The organism is Hymenobacter defluvii (assembly GCF_017589435.1).
Classification (GTDB): domain Bacteria; phylum Bacteroidota; class Bacteroidia; order Cytophagales; family Hymenobacteraceae; genus Hymenobacter; species Hymenobacter profundi.
Genome location: NZ_JAGETX010000004.1, coordinates 373,149 through 392,140 on the forward strand (window position 1 = coordinate 373,149; position 18,992 = coordinate 392,140).

At 63.6% G+C, this 18,992-nt stretch carries 14 protein-coding genes; 3 read left to right on the top strand and 11 right to left on the bottom strand.

Annotated elements, in window-relative coordinates; translation table 11 throughout:
• Positions 1 to 79: 79 nt before the first annotated feature.
• The 10 genes from J4D97_RS10315 to J4D97_RS10360 all read right to left on the bottom strand — a co-directional run bounded on the left by J4D97_RS10315 (position 80) and on the right by J4D97_RS10360 (position 14,256).
• Positions 80 to 1,495 carry a T9SS type A sorting domain-containing protein gene (locus tag J4D97_RS10315; RefSeq protein WP_208307507.1) on the bottom strand — a complete coding sequence of 472 codons (1,416 nt, stop codon included), beginning with the start codon at positions 1,493 to 1,495 and terminating at the stop codon, positions 80 to 82.
• A 12-nt stretch (positions 1,496 to 1,507) separates the two neighbouring features.
• Positions 1,508 to 2,749 carry a hypothetical protein gene (locus tag J4D97_RS10320; protein ID WP_208307508.1) on the bottom strand — a complete coding sequence of 414 codons (1,242 nt, stop codon included), beginning with the start codon at positions 2,747 to 2,749 and terminating at the stop codon, positions 1,508 to 1,510.
• A gap of 33 nt (positions 2,750 to 2,782) precedes the next feature.
• Positions 2,783 to 3,256, bottom strand: coding sequence for a hypothetical protein (locus J4D97_RS10325; RefSeq protein WP_208307509.1), 474 nt, complete (start codon positions 3,254 to 3,256; stop codon positions 2,783 to 2,785).
• 41 nt (positions 3,257 to 3,297) lie between these two features.
• A complete protein-coding gene (locus tag J4D97_RS10330; protein WP_208307510.1) occupies positions 3,298 to 5,028 on the bottom strand; it encodes a hypothetical protein in 1,731 nt (576 codons plus the stop codon).
• Positions 5,029 to 5,094: 66 nt separating this feature from the next.
• Positions 5,095 to 6,954: a tail fiber domain-containing protein gene (locus tag J4D97_RS10335; RefSeq protein WP_208307511.1), complete on the bottom strand. Its 1,860-nt coding sequence runs from the start codon at positions 6,952 to 6,954 to the stop codon at positions 5,095 to 5,097.
• Between the two features lie 57 nt (positions 6,955 to 7,011).
• Positions 7,012 to 8,772: a tail fiber domain-containing protein gene (locus tag J4D97_RS10340; RefSeq protein WP_208307512.1), complete on the bottom strand. Its 1,761-nt coding sequence runs from the start codon at positions 8,770 to 8,772 to the stop codon at positions 7,012 to 7,014.
• 65 nt (positions 8,773 to 8,837) lie between these two features.
• Entirely contained in the window at positions 8,838 to 9,467 is a 630-nt protein-coding gene (locus tag J4D97_RS10345; protein WP_208307513.1) for a response regulator, read from the bottom strand.
• 177 nt (positions 9,468 to 9,644) lie between these two features.
• Entirely contained in the window at positions 9,645 to 10,811 is a 1,167-nt protein-coding gene (locus tag J4D97_RS10350) for a hypothetical protein (RefSeq protein ID WP_208307514.1), read from the bottom strand.
• A 78-nt stretch (positions 10,812 to 10,889) separates the two neighbouring features.
• A complete protein-coding gene (locus J4D97_RS10355; RefSeq protein WP_208307515.1) occupies positions 10,890 to 12,809 on the bottom strand; it encodes a tetratricopeptide repeat-containing sensor histidine kinase in 1,920 nt (639 codons plus the stop codon).
• A gap of 421 nt (positions 12,810 to 13,230) precedes the next feature.
• Positions 13,231 to 14,256: an SDR family NAD(P)-dependent oxidoreductase gene (locus tag J4D97_RS10360; protein ID WP_185284066.1), complete on the bottom strand. Its 1,026-nt coding sequence runs from the start codon at positions 14,254 to 14,256 to the stop codon at positions 13,231 to 13,233.
• Between the two features lie 195 nt (positions 14,257 to 14,451).
• Here J4D97_RS10360 and J4D97_RS10365 point away from each other — a divergent pair, with 195 nt between their 5' ends.
• On the top strand, positions 14,452 to 14,919 hold the full coding sequence (locus J4D97_RS10365; protein WP_208307516.1) for a hypothetical protein: 468 nt from the start codon (positions 14,452 to 14,454) through the stop codon (positions 14,917 to 14,919).
• 172 nt (positions 14,920 to 15,091) lie between these two features.
• On the opposite strand, the gene J4D97_RS10370 is transcribed toward J4D97_RS10365, so the two are convergent.
• The gene (locus J4D97_RS10370) at positions 15,092 to 15,862 is read right to left on the bottom strand and encodes a sulfite exporter TauE/SafE family protein (RefSeq protein ID WP_185284069.1); all 771 of its coding nucleotides are present in this window, start codon (positions 15,860 to 15,862) and stop codon (positions 15,092 to 15,094) included.
• A gap of 134 nt (positions 15,863 to 15,996) precedes the next feature.
• Between J4D97_RS10370 and J4D97_RS10375 the strand changes: the two genes are divergently transcribed.
• Together J4D97_RS10375 and J4D97_RS10380 are read left to right on the top strand one after the other, a co-directional pair.
• On the top strand, positions 15,997 to 17,595 hold the full coding sequence (locus J4D97_RS10375; protein ID WP_208307517.1) for an MDR family MFS transporter: 1,599 nt from the start codon (positions 15,997 to 15,999) through the stop codon (positions 17,593 to 17,595).
• 186 nt (positions 17,596 to 17,781) lie between these two features.
• Positions 17,782 to 18,822, top strand: a complete 1,041-nt coding sequence (locus J4D97_RS10380; protein WP_208307518.1) for an LLM class flavin-dependent oxidoreductase — start codon at positions 17,782 to 17,784, stop codon at positions 18,820 to 18,822.
• Positions 18,823 to 18,992 lie beyond the last annotated feature (170 nt).

Here is an 18,992-nt window from a genome sequence, read left to right on the forward strand (position 1 = left end):
CGGTTTAACTCAGCCCAGCACGTCAGCGGGTGGATTGTGGAGGCTGAATAAAGCCCATGAGAGAATAGTTACCGCCTACCTATTGCCTTATTAGGCGCAGGGCGTGCTGACCAGTTCGCACCATATATACCCCCGCGGCGCTGCCAGCCGGCAGCCGTAGCTGGGCCGAGCCGGCTGCATCGGTGGTGCTCGTGTGCACCAGGCGGCCCATAGAGTCATACACGCTCACCGCTGCTCCGGGTAGCGCACCCATTAGTGTGGTAGCCTCACTGGTTGGGTTTGGAAACAAAGCCAGCTCCGGCTGCCCACTGACAACTACTGTGCGCACGGGCGAAAAGTGGGTGGTGCCATCGTGGTCTACCTGCCGCAGGCGGTAGTACACCAGTGCTGCCCCGTAGCGAGCCAACTCTGGGTCAAGCAGTTGATACTCGTGGGGTAGGCTACTCGTGCCGTGCCCCGACACCTGGCCAATACGCCGAAACGCGTACCCATCCTCGCTCACTTCTACCTCAAATCGGTTGTTGTTCACCTCCGAGGCGGTGCTCCACCGCAACAGCGCCGCGGCACCGCGGCGCTCGGCCGTGAAGCGCACCAGCTCCACAGGTAGGGGCTGATTGGAGCTGCTAAGGGTAAGCATGCCCAGCTGCCCAACGCTGGTCGTAAACGAACGGGCACTGACGCTGACCGGCGCACCCTGCGGCGCCCACGGGCCCGTGCCTTGCTCGGCACGCCAGAGCTGCGCCGTGGTCGGCAGCGTCAGTCCGTGGTCGTCGTCGGCCACCCAACTCACCTTCACAGTGGCCGGAGTAGCTGGGTCGAGCGGCTGGGTAGCCTCCACCTGCCACATTCGGTCGATGCCCTGGTTGGTGCCGCTCCCGCTCTGCCCGTAGCTGACCCCGCCTACTTGCAGACCCGCCGTACGCGTTACTGTCACGGTGCCTAGGTTCTGGCCGTTGGTAGTGAGCGTGAAGCCGTTGGTGAAGTCCACGGTGCCATTTACCGCCGTTCGCTTCACTTGCAGACGGCCCTGTACGTACCGGCCGTCGGCCTCGCCCTCCACGCGGGCACCGTTGGGGATCAGCAGGGTAGCACTACCCTGGGTGCGCAGCAAACCCTGCGTGAGCGTGAGCTGGGTGCCGATGGTAAGGTCAGCCGGCAGTAGCAGGCGATTATTGCCAGCGCCACCGGTGTTGGCCACCGTCAGCTTGTCCACCGTAGCGGAGCCGGGCGAGAATGTCTGGTCCTGGCTACCACTAAACAGCAGCAGGCCTGGCGAAGTCAGCGTGCCGGCGTTGAGTAGGTCGCCCGTAAGCTGCACGGTGCCAGCGTTGGTGAGGGTAGCCCCGCTGGCCTGCTGCACGCCGCCCACTACGTAGAGCGTGGCGCCGCTTTGCACGGTCAGGCTGCTACCGGCGGTGGTCGTGAGGGTTTGGGCGGCGGCGGTGCCTGCCGTGAGTCCTAGCAGCAGACCCGCCATTGAAATGAATTGTTGCATAACGATGACGGGTTAGGGTAGGTACACGGTAAAGCTGAAACCCCGCTCGGCCGCCTGGCCGTTGGCGTTGGTTGTCGTCACGTCGATACTACCCGACTCGGTGGCCGTGTAGGTGGCAAAGCCGGGGTTAGCACCGTAGAGCGTGAGGTTGACCACGGCGGCGCTGAGGACGGTAGTACCCAGGCCGCTGGCGGGAGTGAAACGGATGCGGTAAGTGTTGCTGCCGGGCGTGTGGTTCACGGAATAATTGTCGGTAGAGCCGTAGGCATTGCCCGCGCTGCCGATGGAGCCGTAGGCCTGCACCAGCATGTTGTGGCTGCCGGTGGCGGGCGTGAGCACGGCGAAAGTTTGCACGTTGGTGCTGGCTAGCACTGTAGCGGCCTGGACGGCGTCGGTGGCCGTTAGGTTGGTGGCGCGGGTGGCGCCGTTCACGTCGAGGGTAGCAGCGGGCGTGGTGGTGCCAATGCCCACCTGGCCGCTGCTGCTGATACTCAGGCCACTGCCGCCGCCGTTGCCGACGAGCTGGTAGCTGGCCAGGTTCAGGTTTTGCACGGCCGTGTGGTTGCCGAGGTTACCAGAGTTGGTAGGCAGCACCGCCGACTGGGTGCTGATGTTGCCGCTGGGGTCGAAGGCCAGCACCGAGGGCGCCGCTATCTGGACCGCGTATACGCTATACCCGCCGCCCGTAGAACCAGAAAGGTAAGCGTAGCGGCCGATAATGTCTACGTCATAAACGCGGGTGGGAATGGGTATCGAAACGAGGTCCTGCGGAGCAGCGGGGCTACCGCTTACGTTGAGTATGTGGAGGTGGACGTGGTCGATATTTATCTGATAGAGCATTCCGCCCAACGCGCCCATTTTCTCCACCAAGCGCGGGCTCGTGACGCTCAAGGGGCCCGTGGTGCGCAGGGACGTGGGATTACCCGGCGCGGCCATTTGGTATAGTGAATAGGGGTACCCCCCGATGTGGGCGTACAGCGTATTGGTCTGCTCGTCGGCGGCCAGCTGCACGGGGCGGACTTCCCCTTGGCTATTGGGCACGTCCAGCATGTTCAGCAGCGTGGGATTGGCCGGGTCGGTCAGGTCATAGGTCAGCAGCTTAATGGTTGGGCTAAGACCGGGGAAGTAGCCCACGTAATACAGGTAGTTGCCAGACACTGCTATATCCATATACGCCGTTCTGGAGGCCCCGGGCGGCCGGTTGATGACGGTGCGCCGGAAGGCGAAGGTGGTGGGTGTGGTGATCTGGTACACGTCCAGCGTATCGGTAAAGTTGAAGATGTAGGCTTAGCCGTTGGCTACAACTAGCCGTTTTCCCCGATTGGGGACTATGGCCGACGGCGGGCCCGCCAGCGTGGGCTGGGTGGGCCGCGCCATGTCGTACACGCGCACTTCTTTGTTGCCCAGCAGGTAGAGGTAGCGGTCATCGGCTGCCTCATCGGTGTAGTACGTGTTGTTGCCCAGGGGTATTGGGGATAGCACGGGCGCGGGCAGCAACTGCGAGCTGGCTCCCAGGCCCGACAGCCCGCCCAGCGTATCGCCCACCGTGAGCGTGCCATCGGGCTTCACCGAGAGCAGGCGGCCGTTGCGGCCGGGGTTGCTCAGGCCCCGCACGCGCAGGTTGCCGTTCACGTCGAGGGTTTGGGTTGGTGCGTTGGTGCCGATGCCAATGTGCTGGGCCAGAGCCGCGGTGCCGCTCAGCAGCAGGCTCACTAGCAACAGCCCCATTCGCCACCATAAGAGGGTAGAAGGTGTAGTCATATCAGAAAAAAGCGTGGATAGAAGGAAAAGGTAGGATGAGGTTAAGGTAGAAACACGCTGAAGGTGAAGTCCCGGTCGGTCAGCGTCCCACTGGGGTTGCGGGTATACACGTCGATGTAGGGGTTGGTAGTGGAGGCGGTGAACGTGACGAACCCCGGGGTGCCCACCAGCGCGGCCAAAAAGGCGGCCGCCTGCAGATTGCCCGTCGCTAGCGGGCCGGCCGTGAACGTGAGGCGGTAGGTGCCCGCGCCGGTGCGCGCCACCGAGTAATTGTCGCTGCCGCTGCTCGCCGTATTGCTCCCGCTGACGATTACCTGGCCAGTGGCCGCCGCCAGGCACGGGTGCGCACCGGTAACGGGGGCCAGCAGGCTGGGCGTGCTCAGGCTGGTACTGGCCGTAAGCGTCGGCGTGGCGAGGGTGCCCGTCACGGCGGTGCGGGTGGTGCGTAGCGTACCGCCCACGTCGAGGCGGAAGTTGTTGCTGGGGGCCGTCAGCACGCCTACCCGCCCGCCCGCGTCGAGGCGCAGGCCCTGGCTACCGCCGTTCCCCACGAGCTGGAAGCCCGCCAGGTTCAGGTTTTGGGTGGCGCGGTGGTTGCCCAGGTTGTCGGTGGGTGGCAGCACCGGCGCCACGCTGGCCACGTTGCCGGCCGCGTCGAGGCCCACCAGGGCCGGGGCCGCCACCCGCACCGCCACCAGCTCGTAGCTGCTGGCATCGGCCGTGAGCAGGTAGGCATATTCGCCGGCCACGGCCAAGTCGCGCACCTTCTTGGGCAAGCGCACCGCGCCCAGCGCCGCGGGCTGCGATGGGTCGGCCGGGCTGGCTTCGTCGTACACGTCGAGGGTGGGCGGGGTGGTGGCGTTGTTGGCTCCGTAGAGGATGCCGCCCACCACCGCCACCCCTCCCTCGAAGGTAGGTAGGCTCGGCGCCGTAGCCGGAGCCGTGGCAACCAGCACAGGGGTAGGCGCCGTCGGCGTGGCCAGGGCGTACACCTGCAAAGCCCCTGCATCGGGCGCTACCAGCAGGCGGCCGCGGCTTTCGTCGGCCGCCTGCTGCACCCGGCCAGTTAGGCCCAGCGGCAGCGTGGCCACGGACGTGGGCTGGCCGGTGCTCAACTCAAGAACGCGCACCACGGTGTTGCTGGAATTGCTGAAGCAGGCCGCTACGTAGAGGTAGCGACCCGCCACTACAGCGTCATAGATAGCGGTGCTGGTGGTGCCGGCCGGAGCCAGGGGCAGGTTGTACTGGGCGAAGAGCGCCAAGGTGGAGCCGTTGGAGATGGTGAATTTGTCCAGCCCCGCTGTAGAGGCCGCGTATAGGGTATTGCCGCTGGCAGCCAGCGCGCCTACCGTACCGCTCATCGACGAATTGATGCCCGTGTAGACGGGTAAGGTGGGAGTAGCCTGCGCGTCGTAGACTTTGAACTGGTCGCCGCCGGCCACGAACAGGTAGCGCCCGGCCGCCGCCACCCGCGTGTAGGCTGTGCCGCTGGCAGGGCCTATCATCACTGGGTTGGTGCCGGCCACCTGGGCATACAGCCCCAGGCCCGCCGTAGCTGCCAGTGGCTCACTCAGGCCCAGCGTACCATCAGACAAGGCCACCAGCAGCTGGTTGCCACTGGGCGGCGTGAGGGTACGCACGCGCAGGGTGCTGTCGACGTCGAGCGTCTGGGTCGGGTTGAGGGTGCCGATACCGACCCGCTCCTGCTGGGCCCACGCTGGTCGGTGGCCCAGTAGCAGGACTACCAGGGGTATCAGGAATACTTTTTTCATGTAGTAAGCGTGCTAATCGTTGCGGAAAGAATGAGGGTAGGCACTGAGACGTAGAACACGGGCGAATCAGCGGGCGGCGGGGGCCGGCGCAGACGGCGGGGCCTCGCCCAGAAGCCGGGCCAGTTGGGCTTGCAGCGTGAGTAGGGCGGCGTGGTCGGCCTGCTGATCGCCCAGGCGGGCGCGCAGCTCTGTAAGCTGAGTCTGCTGCTGGTCGAGCTGGCGCTGCTGCTCCTTGAGAGCCTCCACCAGCACGGCCGTCAGCTGGCTGTAATTCACGGATTTGTAGCCTTGGTTATCGGTACTCACCAGCTCGGGATACACCTTTTCCAGCTCCTGCGCCAGAAATCCCACCTGCTCGCCCGCATTACCGCCGCGGGCCAGCCCGAGCGCGTTGAGGCGGTAGCGCACCCCGCGCAGCTGCTGCACCCCGGCCAAGGCCCCGGTAATCGGGCGTACCTGCGTTTTGAAGCGCTGGTCGGACGAGATGATAACCCCCGTGGCGTAGATGCTGCCGCCCACGTCGAGGCGGTAAGTAGGGTTAGTCTGGTTGATGCCCACGTTGCCCTGGCCGCTGGGTTCGAGCAACAGGTTACCGGCCGTGTTTTCGATGATGCTAGCCGAATTGCCACCGTTGAGCGGGCGCACAATCAGGTTGGAGCCGCGGTGCTCGAGCTTGAGCGAGGCGGCAGCCGTGGATGCAGGCAACTGCACCTCAAGCTGGGCAGAAGGCGAGCTGGTGCCAATGCCTACCAGGTCGCTACCCACCGTTGTGCTTACCATAGTGCCTTGCTTGCGCCAGGGGCTGTTCACGAAGTTGCGCACGTCCAGGGCCGGGGCGGGGTAGCTGGCGTAGAGCGGCGTGATGGTCACGTACCCATCGCCCGACTGCACGCCCGGCGTCATCGTCACGTTGCTGATACCCAGCTCGGAGGTTGATGGCGCGGCGTAGGAACTGCCACCGCCCCCGCCGCTGCCATACTCCTGGTAAGCGTATTGGGTTCGGTAGTTAGCTCCGCCTCCCCCGCCGTAGTAGCCGCCGCCGCCCCCACCTCCACCCCCAATACCACCCTCGCCCAGCACACCGTCGTTCCCTACCCAGTAGGGATTATCGTTGGTCGCGCCTTTTCCGCCCGCCGTCTGGCTACCGCCTTTCCCCCCGGTAAGGGCACCGTGGTAGAGCCCCGTAGCCCCGGTCTGGTTGCCGCCGCTGCCGCCTGCTTCGCCCCCGGTTGAGTTTAGGTAGTAGCCGCCGCCGCCGCCACCGCCGGCCACCAGCACCCGGTTGGCCAGCGCCGTACCACCCACGCGCAGGTCGCTGGCACCGCCACCGCCGCCTGCAACGCCAGACATCGTACTAGCGCCGCCGTTGAAGCCGCCGCTGCCTTCATTGTCGGTGGTACGGAGAATTATGCCGCCGCCACCTTGCTTTATCGGCCCTTGGACCCCACTCCCACCCACCACGGCGTACAGTACCTGCCCTGGCTTCACACTGAGCTGTGCCTGCACCAGACCACCCCGCCCGCCGTTGCCAACGGAGCTGCCGCCGCTGGCGCCGGCCAGCTCCACCCGCAGGCTGGTAACGCCGGCTGGTACGGTGTACGTGTAGGTACCGCCGGCCGGTACACTCGTATTATCGGCCGCTACCGCCACCGACTCACGCCACTGCTTGCCGTCGTAATAGTTGAGCTGGCCGCTGGTCGTATTGAAAATGCTGAGGCCAGCCGCCGGGCTGGCAATAGCGTTGCGCTGCTCCACGGTCATGCGCGGCGGCAAAAAGCCCTTGCTCGTTGACGTCAGGTCGAGGGCGGCGGAGGCGGCCGGCGTACTGGTACCGATGCCTACGCTGCCGCCCGTCTGCCCCAGGGTAGAGCCGGCCAGCAGGCTCAGCAGCAGTAGCAGGCAGGCTTGGAGTAGAGTGTGTTTCATATCGTGATAGGTGAAGTGTGGAAGTGCGGAAGAGAAATGGCGGCGACGGTTGCCGGGCTAGCGGACGGCGGCGCGGTCAGCCGCGGCTTCCAAGGCCCGCAGGCGCTGCTCGAAGGCGGTTGTGCTGGTATCGGCGCGCTGCTGTTGTAGGCGTAGCTGCGCCTGTAGCACCTCGTTTTGGACCGCCAGCTCCCGGATTGCCTCCAGCAGCACGGGCGTGAGCTGGGCGTAGTTGACGGCCTTATAGCCCTGCGCATCTGTGCTCACCAGCTCCGGGTAGACCTGCTCCACTTCCTGCGCCAGCAAGCCTACCTGCTCGGCCCCGGCTACCCCGCCGTGGGCCACCCCCAGCGCGTTCCAGCGGTAGCGCACCCCGTGCAACGCCAGCACTCCGGCCAGGGCCCCGGTTAGCGGCCGCACCTGCTGCTTGAAGCGCACATCGGAAGGCGACACGTTGTTGCCGCGAATGGTACCGGCCACATCCAGCGTGTAGCCAGGGCTGCTCGTACCAATGCCCACGTTGCCATCAGCACGCACGAGCAGCAGCGTCGTACCGGTGGCGTTCTGCGTGCTTCCCCGGCTCACGTCCAGGACTGCGGTACCGGCCGAGGCCGAAGCCACCTTCACGGCCAGCGCCCCGCCACCGGATCCACTGGTGTTGCCGTTGTAGAAGGCGGCCGTGTAGCCCTGCTCGGGGCTACTCCACGTCAGCGAGGGGCTGCTCACGCCGAAGCCGTTGCTGCCCACCACGTTGTCGGCCGTGTTGCTGAGCTGCGAATACGGCGCCGTGATACCGATGCTCACGCGCACGGCGTTGCTGCCCGTGCCACCCAACACCAGCGAGTTGCTCTGGCTAACCTGGGCTCGGTAGCCGATAGCCCCGGCGTTGGTCAGGTTGCCTGTGGTAGGGCCGGCCAGGTAGCCGAAGGCCCAGTTATTGCTGCCCGTTGTGTTGTAGTAGCCGCTCCGGTAGCCGCTGAACTGGTTGAAGCTGCCGGTCGTGTTGTAGTAGCCACTCAGGTAGCCGCTGAACTGGTTGTAGCTGCCCGTTGTGTTGTGGTAGCCACTCTGGTAGCCACTAAATACATTATTGCTGCCCTCCGTATTAAGAACACCGCTCTCGTAGCCGCTGAATTGATTTTGGTCGCCCGTCGTGTTGCTATAGCCGCTACCATAGCCGCTGAACTGATTAAAGCTACCGGTCGTGTTGTGGTAGCCGCTCTGGTAACCAGTAAACTGGTTGTAGTAGCCGGTCGTGTTAGCCTGCCCGGCCTGGTATCCAATAAACTGGTTGTAGTAACCGGCCGTGTTGGCTTGCCCGGCCTGGTAGCCCAGGTACAGGTTATCGCCTGGCGTGTGTTGGCCTACATTCAGGCCTCCATCGGCGCGTACGCCTACCCCCCGCACACCGGCCGGCAGCTCGGCCCCGTTGCCCACCAACGCATTGCCTTGCAGGTTCACGGTGGTGGTGGCTACCCCGTTGCCCAGGTTGTCGCCGCTGCTGCTGCGCGTCTGGTCGGGCAGGTAGCGCCAGCCGGCGGCCGGGCCGGCGTAGTAGTAAAATCCCGCCCGCGGGCTGGTCTGGAACACGAGCAGGCCCGTGGCCGGGGCCGCGATGCGTACGCGCTGCGCCGAGTCCAGGCGCGGGATGAGCAGGCCCTTGTTCGGGGCCGACAAGTCGAGCACGGCCGAGGCGTCCGGAGTGGTGGTGCCGATACCCACGCTGCCACCCGTTTGCGCTAGGGTAGGGCCAGCCAGCACGCTCAGCAGCACAAGCAACAGCAGCCGGCAAGGGGTAGGGAGGAGAAGTGCTTTCATGATTGCAAAGCACGCGTCCTACTTTATATGGCGAAAGTACATCTTGATGTACCTGCCGGGCGGGTTCAGCCGCGGCGCACGTTGCGGGCCAGCAGCTCGCCTTTGCTGTTGATGTGCAGCTTGGCGTACACGCTTTTGATGTGGCGGCGCACGGTGTTGAGGCTGATGCCGAGCTGGTCGGCAATCAGCTTGTAGCTCAGGCCCTGCTCGATGGCGCGCACCACTTGCAGCTCGCGGGCCGAGAGCACCTGCGTGGGGTCGGGGGCGGGCTGGAAGTACTTGACCACCTCGCGGGCCACGGCCGGGCTCATGCTGCTACCTCCTTCGGCCACGGCCAGCAGTCCCGCCTTGAGGTCGGGCAGCGGGGTGGTTTTCAGAAAGAAGCCCACCGCCCCGGCGCACAGCCCCTGAAACACGCGGGCAGGGTCGCCCATAGTCGCCGTGAGGAGCACTACTTCAGTCTGAGGTAGGCGCTGCTTGATCAGGGCCACGCCCTCGATGCCCGAGCGGCCGGGTAGGCCAATATCGGAGAGCACCAGGCGGGGCGGGGTAGCCTCCTGCCCGATTTTTTCCAGAAATTCTTCCACCGAGCCCACCACCAGCGTGCAACTGAACTCGGGCTGGGCGCAGAGGTAGGTTTCCAGCCCCCGGCGCACGGCCGGCAGGTCTTCGATGATAGCCAGGGTCAACGACATAGCCATAAAGAACGGTAGAAATATCAGGGTTGAAATACCAAAAACTGAAGCCCCGGTCGGTGAGCGTGCCGCCTGCATTGTAGGTGCGCATCAGCAGCTTTCCAGTGCTGCTACCGCCCGCGAAGCTAACGAAGTCCAGTCCGTTGTAAAGCGTCAGCGACCCGGCCCAGCCGGGGCTTACTCGGCCTGGGTAATGGTGTAGTATATCCGTACGCTGCCCACGCTCAGGTTGGCGCTGTTGGCGGGAAAGCGCACTAGCAGGAAGTAGCTGTACGTGGTGTTGTCGACTACCCCCCTCGTCGGCATGTTGACGGTTTGGTAGTTGGCGTTGTCCACCGACGATAAGGCCCCTAGCGTAATCTGGGTGCTAGCCGTGAAGTCGGCAGCTTGCAGGGACACGGTCAGCTGGCTGCTGGCATTGGCATCCCGCAAAAACACGTCGCAGCTGGTAATGGTAGCTTCCTGAGGCAGATGCACCGGGGCCTCGAACACGCCTTCCCCGCTGCTCAGGTAAAAGGTACGCAGAACGCCCTCCTGCCGCGCTGCCCCGCCGCTCTGCGCCGCAAAGTCGGCCCGGCTCAGGTGCAGGACGTAGGCTTTGGGAGCGGCATAGGCGAAGGCACTAGTGGCGGGCACTGTCACGCTGCCTTGGGTGCTGAGTGGGCCAGCGGTACCGGCGCTGCCATCGGCGTTCAGGGTCAGGGCGTCCGTAAGCGTGCCGTCATGGGTGGTGCGCAGGGTCAGGCCCAGGTTGGTGCTGGTTGTGGGGCTGGGCACGCGGGCCTGCACGTAGGCCACCGGATCGGCGCTGCTGTACGGGGTCAGGTACAGGTGGCCAGGCAGATACACGCTCTGGCCGCTGCCTTTGTTGGGGTCCGCTACCAGATACGTGTCGCCCGCGCCGGCCACGTCTAACGGCCCGCGCGGGGCAGTGCTACCCGTACCGATGCCCACGCGGCCGGTGCTGCTGACGGTCAGGCCCGTTGTGCCGCCGTTGCCCACCAGCTGGTTGGCGCCTAGGTTCAGGTTACGGGTGGCGGTGTGACTGCCTAGGTTGTCGCCGCCGCGGGCCTTATCAGCCAGAAAAAGCCAGCCGGCCGCGCCGCCGTAGTAATAGAAGCCCAGACGTGGTGCGGTTTGGAACACGAGCAGGCCCGTGGCCGGATGGGCAATGCCCACACGTGCGGCCGAATCCAGCCGGGGCACGAGCAGCCCCTTGTTCTCAGCTGACAGCTCCAGCACGGCCGAGACATCAGGCGCACTCGTGCCGATGCCCACGCCGCCGGTTTGGGCCGTAGCGGCCAGCGGGGCCAACAGCGCGAAGAGCAGGTAGGGATGTTTCATGTTTGCAAAGCACGGTCCTACCCCCATACGGCGTAAGTACATCTTGATGTACTCCGTTACGCTCAGCCAGGCTCGTCCTTAGTGCACTGGTACCTGCACCTGCACGCCCCAGCCCGGGTGGCCCGGCACGGCGCCGTAGCCGCTGACGCAACTACCGCCTACCGCCTCGGCCCGGGCGGCCATGTTGCGCAGGCCGTGGCCGCTGGCCCGCGGCGCCCGAACCGGGGCGGGGGCATCGTCGGCCACCGTTAGCACCAGCTCAGCTTCCGCGGCAGCCAGAGCCACGCTTACTTGCTGGGCTGCCGGGGCGTGCTTGGCCACGTTGTGCAGGGCTTCTTTGAAAATCAGATACAGGGCGCGGCGCGTTTCCATCGGCAGCTGCGGCGGTAGCTGGGCCGTGTCGGCGGTGAAGAACAGGGTCCGCTCGCCACTGCCTAATAGCTCGTAGGCGTAGTCGCGCATGCGGTCGAGCAGGCTATTGGTCGTGTCGTTGTGGGCATCGTAGCCCCACACTACGTCTTGCAGCTGGGCGGCGGCGGCGCGGCTGGCCGTGGCTACTTCTTGCAGCTGCACCTGCTGCTCGTCAGGCGAGTAGAGGCCGGCTCCCAGTAGGTTGGTTTGCATTGAAATCTGCGTCAGCAAGCCCCCTACCTCATCGTGCAAATCGGCCGAGAGCCGGGTGCGCAAGGCCAGCTCCTGGCGCAACTGGCGGCGGCGGTAGGCACTCAGCAGCAGCCCCGCGCCTGCCAGTAGCAGCACTGCACCCAGCACCAACACCAACAGCAGCCGCTGCTGGCGCAGGCGTAGCAGTTCGCCCTCGTGGCGCAGAGCACTTACCTGGGCCTCAGCCTCATCGGTTTCGTACGCAGCCCGCATCAGCTCCGTGAGTTGCTGATTGTCGCGGGCTCGCATGGAATCCAGCACGGCCTGCTGGCGCACCAGGGCGGCGTACGCGGCCGCGTAGTCGTGGCGGGCCAGGGCGGCGCGGCGGCGCACCTCCCAGCCCTGAGCCCGCAGGGGCAGCGTGGTGCCGGGGGCCACTTCGGCACGCCGGGCCGCCTGCTCGGCGGCCGGCCACTGGCCCCGCCGCCCCCGAAACTCGGCTAGAGCCATCAGGGCCGGGGCCAGCGTCCCCGCCGCCCCACGGGCCTGCTGGGCCGCTACGGCCCGCGTTAGATAGTGTTGGGCCGAGTCGAGCTGGCCGCGCTGCTCATAGGCCTTGCCCAGCAGTAGCCAGGCAGCGGGTAGGTAGTTGGCTAGGTGGCTGCGCCGGGCCAGCCGCTCTGAGCGCCGGAAGCAGGCCAGCGCTGCTGCCAGGCTATCGGGCTGACCCAGCAGCGCCTCGCCCAAAAACTGCCAGGAGGAGGCCAGCCCCATCGTGTCGAGGTCAGCCGCTTCCAGGGCCATGCCCCGGCGCAAGTAGCGGGCCGACTCACGCCAGCGACCCTGCCGCAGGTATACCCGCCCTAAATTACCCAGTGTGGCAGCCGCGGGGCCGATGCCCGCCGGCAACCCCTCGGCCCGCCGCAACGAACGAAAAAAGCAGGCTGCCGCCGAGTCAAGCCGGCTTTGCCGGGCGTAAATCAGGCCCGTGGAGTTTAGCAGCTGTGCCTGCAGCTCGCGGTTGGTGGGGTCCAGGCGGCCGGCTTCGCTGTACAGCACCAGAGCCTGGCCGGGCTGGCCCAGGTCGCCCAGGGCCATGCCCAAGTGGTAGCGGGCCTCAGCCTGCAGCTGGGCCGGGGCACCGATGAGTTGTTGCCCAGCGCGCTGCAGTAGCGGCAGCGCCAGCGCCGGCCGACCGGCCTGGCGGTAATAGTCGCCCTGCAAGTCCAGGGCCTGCCCGGCAACGTGGGGCTGCCGGGCACGGCGCGCGGCGCGCTCAGCCGCGCGTGCGTACCCTACCACGCCGGCCGAGTCGAACGGTGCCAAATAGGCCTGCGCTACCCGCAGCAACGCCGCGGCAGCGGGAGGCCTGGTGGCAGATACTACGGCACGCAAACTATCTGGAACCGGCGGAAGCGGTACGGTTTGGCTGGAACCAGCAAGTGGGTACACCAACAACAGTATGATCCAGCAGAAACCAAATGGATACCGTTGCGCCATACAGGCAAAGAAACAAAACAACCGCGCTTTTCACCTATGTCAGTAGGAAATACATCCGCGACATATTGCCACTCAGCAAAGCACCTACAGGCACCAGCACGCGGCCTGCCGACAGTCGCTATTTATCTCTTTAACAGCCTATTGCCTGTTTTTTTGAAGCAGATACAGAATAGACTTGTTCTTGAAGAATACGTCTAATGCCCTTGTCTTTGTATAGGTCAGTGTATCAAAACGCTGAAACGAGGCTCCAACGTGATTCATGCAAAACCACGTGGAGCTTCGTTTCACAAAAAGACGGCTTGTTAGCAACAAGGCCTTACACTTCGTTATTCTCCTCCTCTGCTTCCTGTGTCAGCGTAGTTATCCAGGAGCGGGTGATGTCCGATTCCAGTTCGCTGCCGCGGCGGCGCACATCGCCCAGGTCGCCGGCGGGGTCGGGTAGGGTTTGATTGACCCAGCCCAGCACGTCGGCAGCCAGGCCTGGGAACAGGCCATGGAAGGTAGCCAGCAGCTTAGCGGGCAGGCCTAGAATCAACTCAGCGTCGCCGCGGCGGCAGGCATTCCAGATCTGGCGGGCCGCTGTTTCGGCATTCATGGAAATGGCGGGTAGCGAGTCGGCAATCATAAACCACGCGTACTCCTTGCGGTGCTGGCCCTTCACAATAGCGTGGCGGGGGCTGCCCGTCCGCATCAGGCCGGGGCATACGGTGGTTACCTTGATGCCGTGCTGAGTTAACTCACTCCGAAAGCCTTCTGACAATCCTACCAACGCAAACTTGCTGGCGCTATAAGGTATCAGATGTGGCACGGCTACTTTGCCACCCAGGGAAGCAATGTTCACAATGCGGCCTTCGCCCCGGCGGCGCATATCGGGTAGTACGGCCTGCATGGCATGCAGAGGCGCCCAAAAGTGCGTATTCATCGAGTCCTGAAAGTCGCGCTCGTCCAGGTTGTCGAGCGGACCGGTGGAGATGATGCCGGCGTTGTTGATCAGCACATCAATCGGCCCAAGCTGCCCTTGCACTTCCGTGACGAGCGTACGCACGGCTACGGGGTCGGTGAGGTCGCGCACCAGGGCAATTACTTCCCCGCCGTCGGCGGTCAGCTCACGTTGGGCGCGTTCCAGCTCGTCAGCATCACGGGCGCAGATGGCTACTTTGGCGCCTTCGGCCACAGCCTGGCGAGCCAGCAACAGGCCCAACCCGCGCGAGCCGCCCGTGATGAGCACCACGCGGTTGCGCAGCTCATAGCTGCCCCGGCGGTTGGTGTAGAGGGTAGCGGCGGCCAGTAGGGCGCCTGCGCCTAGGGCAGTCAGCCAGTTCGTTCGGGTTTCTCGCTTCATATAAAAAGCTGTATGCAAAGTGCGCCCAAAAGGTTACGCCCGACGCGCACAGATTCTGCGGTGCCGGGCATCAAAACAACCGGTCGTGTGTTGGGCTAAGCCAGATAGTCTGGCACTATCTTTAGAGGAAGTAGCACAGGCGGCGTGCTTACGCCCAGCCCACCTTTCGCTTTCTGCCGTAGTTTTGCATTCGATATGAAATCAACCTCCCTGCTTTTATCGGTCTTTTTGCTGGCCGCACCTGTTACCCTGCTGGCGCAAAACACCAAACCATTGCCCAGCAAAACCAACACGTCGGCTGCCTCAACCGCCACGCCGTTGCTTAATGAAACCCAACTCACGGAGCGCGCCACTAGCCTCACCGCCAACATGCAAAAAGGTCTGGGCCTGAATCCGCAGCAGGTAGAGAAAGTACAGAAAATCAACCTTACCAGCATTCGGGCCGTGGAAACCGCCCGCGCCCAGTACCGCCGCGACCTGCGCAAGATGGCCGGCGTGGTGGAAGACGTAAGTCAGTCGCGCCTGGCCGCGCTGAAGGAGGTGCTCTCGCCTACCCAGTTTGACCGCTACCAGCGCAAGCGCGAAGAGAAAATGGGCGTGCCCACCGGCAGCGCCGCCCAAGGCAACCCTGCCCCTGGCCTACCCGGCGGTTATGGGGAATAAAGGTGAGTTTAGGAGTTAAAAAGTGTGTGTCATCCTGAGCTTGCGAAGGACCTTATCACGTGAGAACGAGTCGTTGCTACGCCAGTCGTTCAGCCGTAATAAGGTCCTTCGCAAGCTCAGGATGACACACACTTTTTAACTCCTAAACTCACAACTTCACAAACTCACCACCTCATCCCCCAAACGTCTCCCAAGCCAGCTTCAGAATCACGCCGCTGACCACTACCAGAAACAGCACCCGCACGAAGCCTACCCCTTTTTTCAGGGCAAGGCGAGAACCTAGGGTGGCACCCAGCATATTGCAGGCGGCCATGGGTAAGGCCACGCGGTAGATGATTTGGCCGGTGAAGGCAAAGTAGGCAAGGCTGGTGAAGTTGGTGGCGGCATTCACCATTTTGGCTGAGCCGGAGGCCGTGAGAAAGTCGTAGCCGAACAGGCCCACGAACGTGAATAGCAGCATACTGCCCATGCCCGGCCCGAAAAAGCCATCGTAGAAGCCTAGCCCTACTCCCACCAGCACACCGTAGAGCAGCTCGCGCTGGTGCGAAAGACGCGGGGCGTGCAGCTGCCCAAAATCCTTGCGCCAGAAGGTGTAGATGGCAATAACCACCAGCAGCCCCAACACCAGCGGCCGCACCAAGTCTTGCGGTAGATGGCTCACGGCCCGTGCCCCCAGCAGCGCAAAAGCGCCCGCCGTGCCCGCTGCCAGCCCTACCACCCGCCACCGAATGGGCACCTGCCCAGCATAGCGGCGCAGGGCAATCAGCGTACCCATCATCGACGATACTTTGCCCGTACCCAGCACTGTGGGCACCGGCACGCCAGGTAGCAGCAAGAGCATAGCGGGCGTCTGAATCAGGCCGCCCCCGCCCACGATGGAATCAATGAAACCGGCCAGAAAGGCAAACCCGCACAGCAGGGCAATGGTACTTGTGGCAATCATGCGGGCGAAGATAGAGTTGATTAGCTGATAGCTCGAACAAAAGCTATTAGCTATTAGCCATCAGCTAATAGCTTCACTCTACCAACCTCCACGCACCGGGCGCGTACCTCTGCGGGAATCCTACCCTCCCCCGTATGACGGAGACCCTCTCCCACCGCGAAAAACTCCTGACGCTGGCCGGCGTGCTGCTGGCCATGTTCCTCGGCGCACTCGATCAAACTATTGTATCTACGGCCCTACCCCGCATCGTAGAAGACCTCAACGGCCTGGAGCGCTTCACGTGGGTGGCCACGGCCTACCTGGTGGCCAGCACTACGCTGGTGCCCATCTACGGCAAGCTGGCTGATATGTATCCGCGCCGTACGCTGGAAATCACGGTAGTCATTATTTTTCTGATCGGCTCGGTGCTGTGCGGATTGGCGGGCGAGTTTGGCCCCCTACCTCTGCTGGGCGACGGGATGAACCAGCTGGTCATTTTTCGGGGGATTCAGGGACTGGGCGGTGCGGGGCTGTTTGCGCTGGCGTTCATCATCATTGCCGACTTGTTTCCGCCGGCCGAGCGGGGCAAATACCAGGGGTACACGGGGGCCGTATTCGGCACGTCGTCGGTGCTGGGGCCCTTTCTGGGCGGCTTGCTTACCGACCACGGCACGGGTTGGATTCCGGGCGTGGCAGGCTGGCGCTTGGTGTTCTACGTGAACCTGCCGCTGGGCGCGCTGGCCCTGTGGTTTATTCTGACATACATGCCCAAGCTGGCTCCGCAGGAAACCGGCAAACGCCTCGACTACCTGGCGGCCCTACTACTTCTAACGGGCTTGGTACCGCTGGTTATTGCCCTACAACTCAACAAGGCCACCTATGGCTGGACCTCTCCCCTCACGCTAGGGCTGCTGGTAGGGGCCGTTGTATCCCTCACGCTGTTTGTACTCCGGTCGTTGCGCTCCGACAATCCTATTTTAGCCTTTAGTCTGTTTGAAAATCCGGTATTTCGAGCAGCCAATGTGGCTATTTTTCTGTTAGGCGGGGCATTTTTGGGACTGGTGATTTTTGTGCCGCTGTTTATGGTGAACGTGCTGGGCGTATCGGCCACCAAGGCCGGTATCAGCCTGATTCCGCAGTCGTTGGGGGTGGTGACGGGCTCGGTGGTGGCCGGGCAGATGGTGTCGCGCTTTGGGCATTATAAGCGTTGGATGCTGGGGGGCGGCGTAGTATTGCTCGCGGGTCTGAGCCTACTTGCCACCATGCCCGCGGATGTATCTTATACCCGCGTGCTGGTCTACCTCGCCATCTGTGGTATCGGGTTAGGCCCTACCATGCCGCTCTACACACTGGCTATTCAGAATGCCGTGGAGCCGCCACTAATGGGTCAGGCCACCTCTGCTAGCCAGTTTTTCCGGCAGATTGGCGGCGCCATTACCACGGCCCTACTGGGTACGGTGCTCACACTCACGCTGACCGAGGCCCTACCCGCCACGGCACAAACAGCCGCCGGCGCCGCCTCCCGCACGGCTGCTACCACCACCGATAGCCCTACCCTGTCGCCGGAGCTAGCCAGCGCACCTACCGCCGTCGGCCCAACGCTGGTAGTACGTGCAGCATTCTCCAAAGCCATTCACCGGGTATACCTGGTGGTGATTGCACTAGCTGCGCTGGGCTGGGCAGCCACGTGGTTTGTGCCCGAAAGGCCCCTCCGCAAAACCAATGAGGTGAGTGAGCCGGCACTGGCCGAGTAGAACTTTGGGTGGGGCTGGTTGTTAGTAAGTTCGATAGAGAAACTCTCATCCTACGCTTGCGAAGGACCTTATCACGTTGACCAATAGGTGCTGATGACTCGTTCTGCCGTGCAAAGGTCCTTCGCAAGCGCAGGATGACAGACGTTTCTCTGACAACTATTCCCTAACAACTGACAACTATCTTATATGAAAACGCCTTCTTCTATCCGTCTGAGCGTGCTCGACCAGTCGCCGGTGCGGCAGGGCGGCACGGCCCGGCAGGCCCTGCTCGAAACGGTGCAGCTGGCCCAACACGCCGAGGCCCTGGGCTACACCCGCTTCTGGGTGTCGGAGCACCATAATTCGGAGTCGCTGGCGGGCACTACTCCCGAGGTGCTCATGGCCCATTTGGCGGGTCAGACCAAGCACATTCGTATTGGTTCGGGTGGGGTAATGCTGCCGCATTACTCAGCCCTGAAGGTGGCCGAAAACTTTCGCCTGCTCGAAGGCCTGTTCCCCAATCGCATCGATCTGGGAATAGGTAGGGCACCCGGTGCCGACCGCCTCACGGCGCAGGTGCTCAACCCCAGCAATCAGTTCAGCGAACAGGATTTCATCGAGCAACTCATGGACCTGGACCGCTACCTCACTGACCGCGCCGACCCGGAAACCATCCAAACCAAAATCAAAGCCGCCCCGCTGATTGATACCGTGCCCGAGCTGTGGCTGTTGAGCAGCAGCGGGCAAAGCGGGCTGTTTGCGGCCTACTTGGGCATGGCCTTCACCTTTGCGCACTTCATCAACCCTCACGGTGGCCCCGAGGCGGTGCAGCAATACCGCGAGAAGTTCCGGCCTTCCACGCGCCTACCCAAGTCCGCAGCCAGCATGGCCATCTTCGTGCTCTGCGCTGATACGGAGGAGAAAGCTCAGGAGTTGGAAGACACGCTGGCCCTGCAAATGACCCTGCTCGAAACCGGCTCGCGCGGCCCTACCCCGCCCTACGCTACCGTGCGCGATTACCCCCTGGCGCCCGCCCAGCGCGCCCGTCTGGAGTACAACCGCCAGCGCATGGTGAGCGGCACACCCCTTCAGGTGAAAATGCAGCTGGAAAAGCTGGCCGCCGAATACGGCGTAGACGAAATCATGGCCGTTACCATCACCTACGACTTCCAAGACCGGCTCCGTTCGTATGAGCTGCTGGCGGAGGCGTTTGCGTTGCAGCCAGCCGCAGCGCCAGCACTGGTTTAGCCCCCGATCAACAGGCCCGATGCCAATGCATCGGGCCTGTTTCGTGAATGTCCTATCGATGCGTGGTCTCCTCGTTGTGTTTCAGAATACCAGTAGTATATCACTCTACCCAGCACTTATCTAATAGAATTCTAATAGCAGCCCCCTTATAGTCGTAGTACTTTTGCCGG

Bases quoted from the DNA above. Each gene is read 5' to 3' on its own strand.
- J4D97_RS10330 (WP_208307510.1), bottom strand. From the start codon at position 5,028: ATGAAAAAAGTATTCCTGATACCCCTGGTAGTCCTGCTACTGGGCCAC.
- J4D97_RS10340 (WP_208307512.1), bottom strand. From the start codon at position 8,772: ATGAAAGCACTTCTCCTCCCTACCCCTTGCCGGCTGCTGTTGCTTGTG.
- J4D97_RS10345 (WP_208307513.1), bottom strand. From the start codon at position 9,467: ATGTCGTTGACCCTGGCTATCATCGAAGACCTGCCGGCCGTGCGCCGG.
- J4D97_RS10375 (WP_208307517.1), top strand. From the start codon at position 15,997: ATGACGGAGACCCTCTCCCACCGCGAAAAACTCCTGACGCTGGCCGGC.
- J4D97_RS10365 (WP_208307516.1), top strand. From the start codon at position 14,452: ATGAAATCAACCTCCCTGCTTTTATCGGTCTTTTTGCTGGCCGCACCT.
- J4D97_RS10325 (WP_208307509.1), bottom strand. From the start codon at position 3,256: ATGACTACACCTTCTACCCTCTTATGGTGGCGAATGGGGCTGTTGCTA.
- J4D97_RS10335 (WP_208307511.1), bottom strand. From the start codon at position 6,954: ATGAAACACACTCTACTCCAAGCCTGCCTGCTACTGCTGCTGAGCCTG.
- J4D97_RS10360 (WP_185284066.1), bottom strand. From the start codon at position 14,256: ATGAAGCGAGAAACCCGAACGAACTGGCTGACTGCCCTAGGCGCAGGC.
- J4D97_RS10380 (WP_208307518.1), top strand. From the start codon at position 17,782: ATGAAAACGCCTTCTTCTATCCGTCTGAGCGTGCTCGACCAGTCGCCG.
- J4D97_RS10370 (WP_185284069.1), bottom strand. From the start codon at position 15,862: ATGATTGCCACAAGTACCATTGCCCTGCTGTGCGGGTTTGCCTTTCTG.
- J4D97_RS10350 (WP_208307514.1), bottom strand. From the start codon at position 10,811: ATGAAACATCCCTACCTGCTCTTCGCGCTGTTGGCCCCGCTGGCCGCT.
- J4D97_RS10315 (WP_208307507.1), bottom strand. From the start codon at position 1,495: ATGCAACAATTCATTTCAATGGCGGGTCTGCTGCTAGGACTCACGGCA.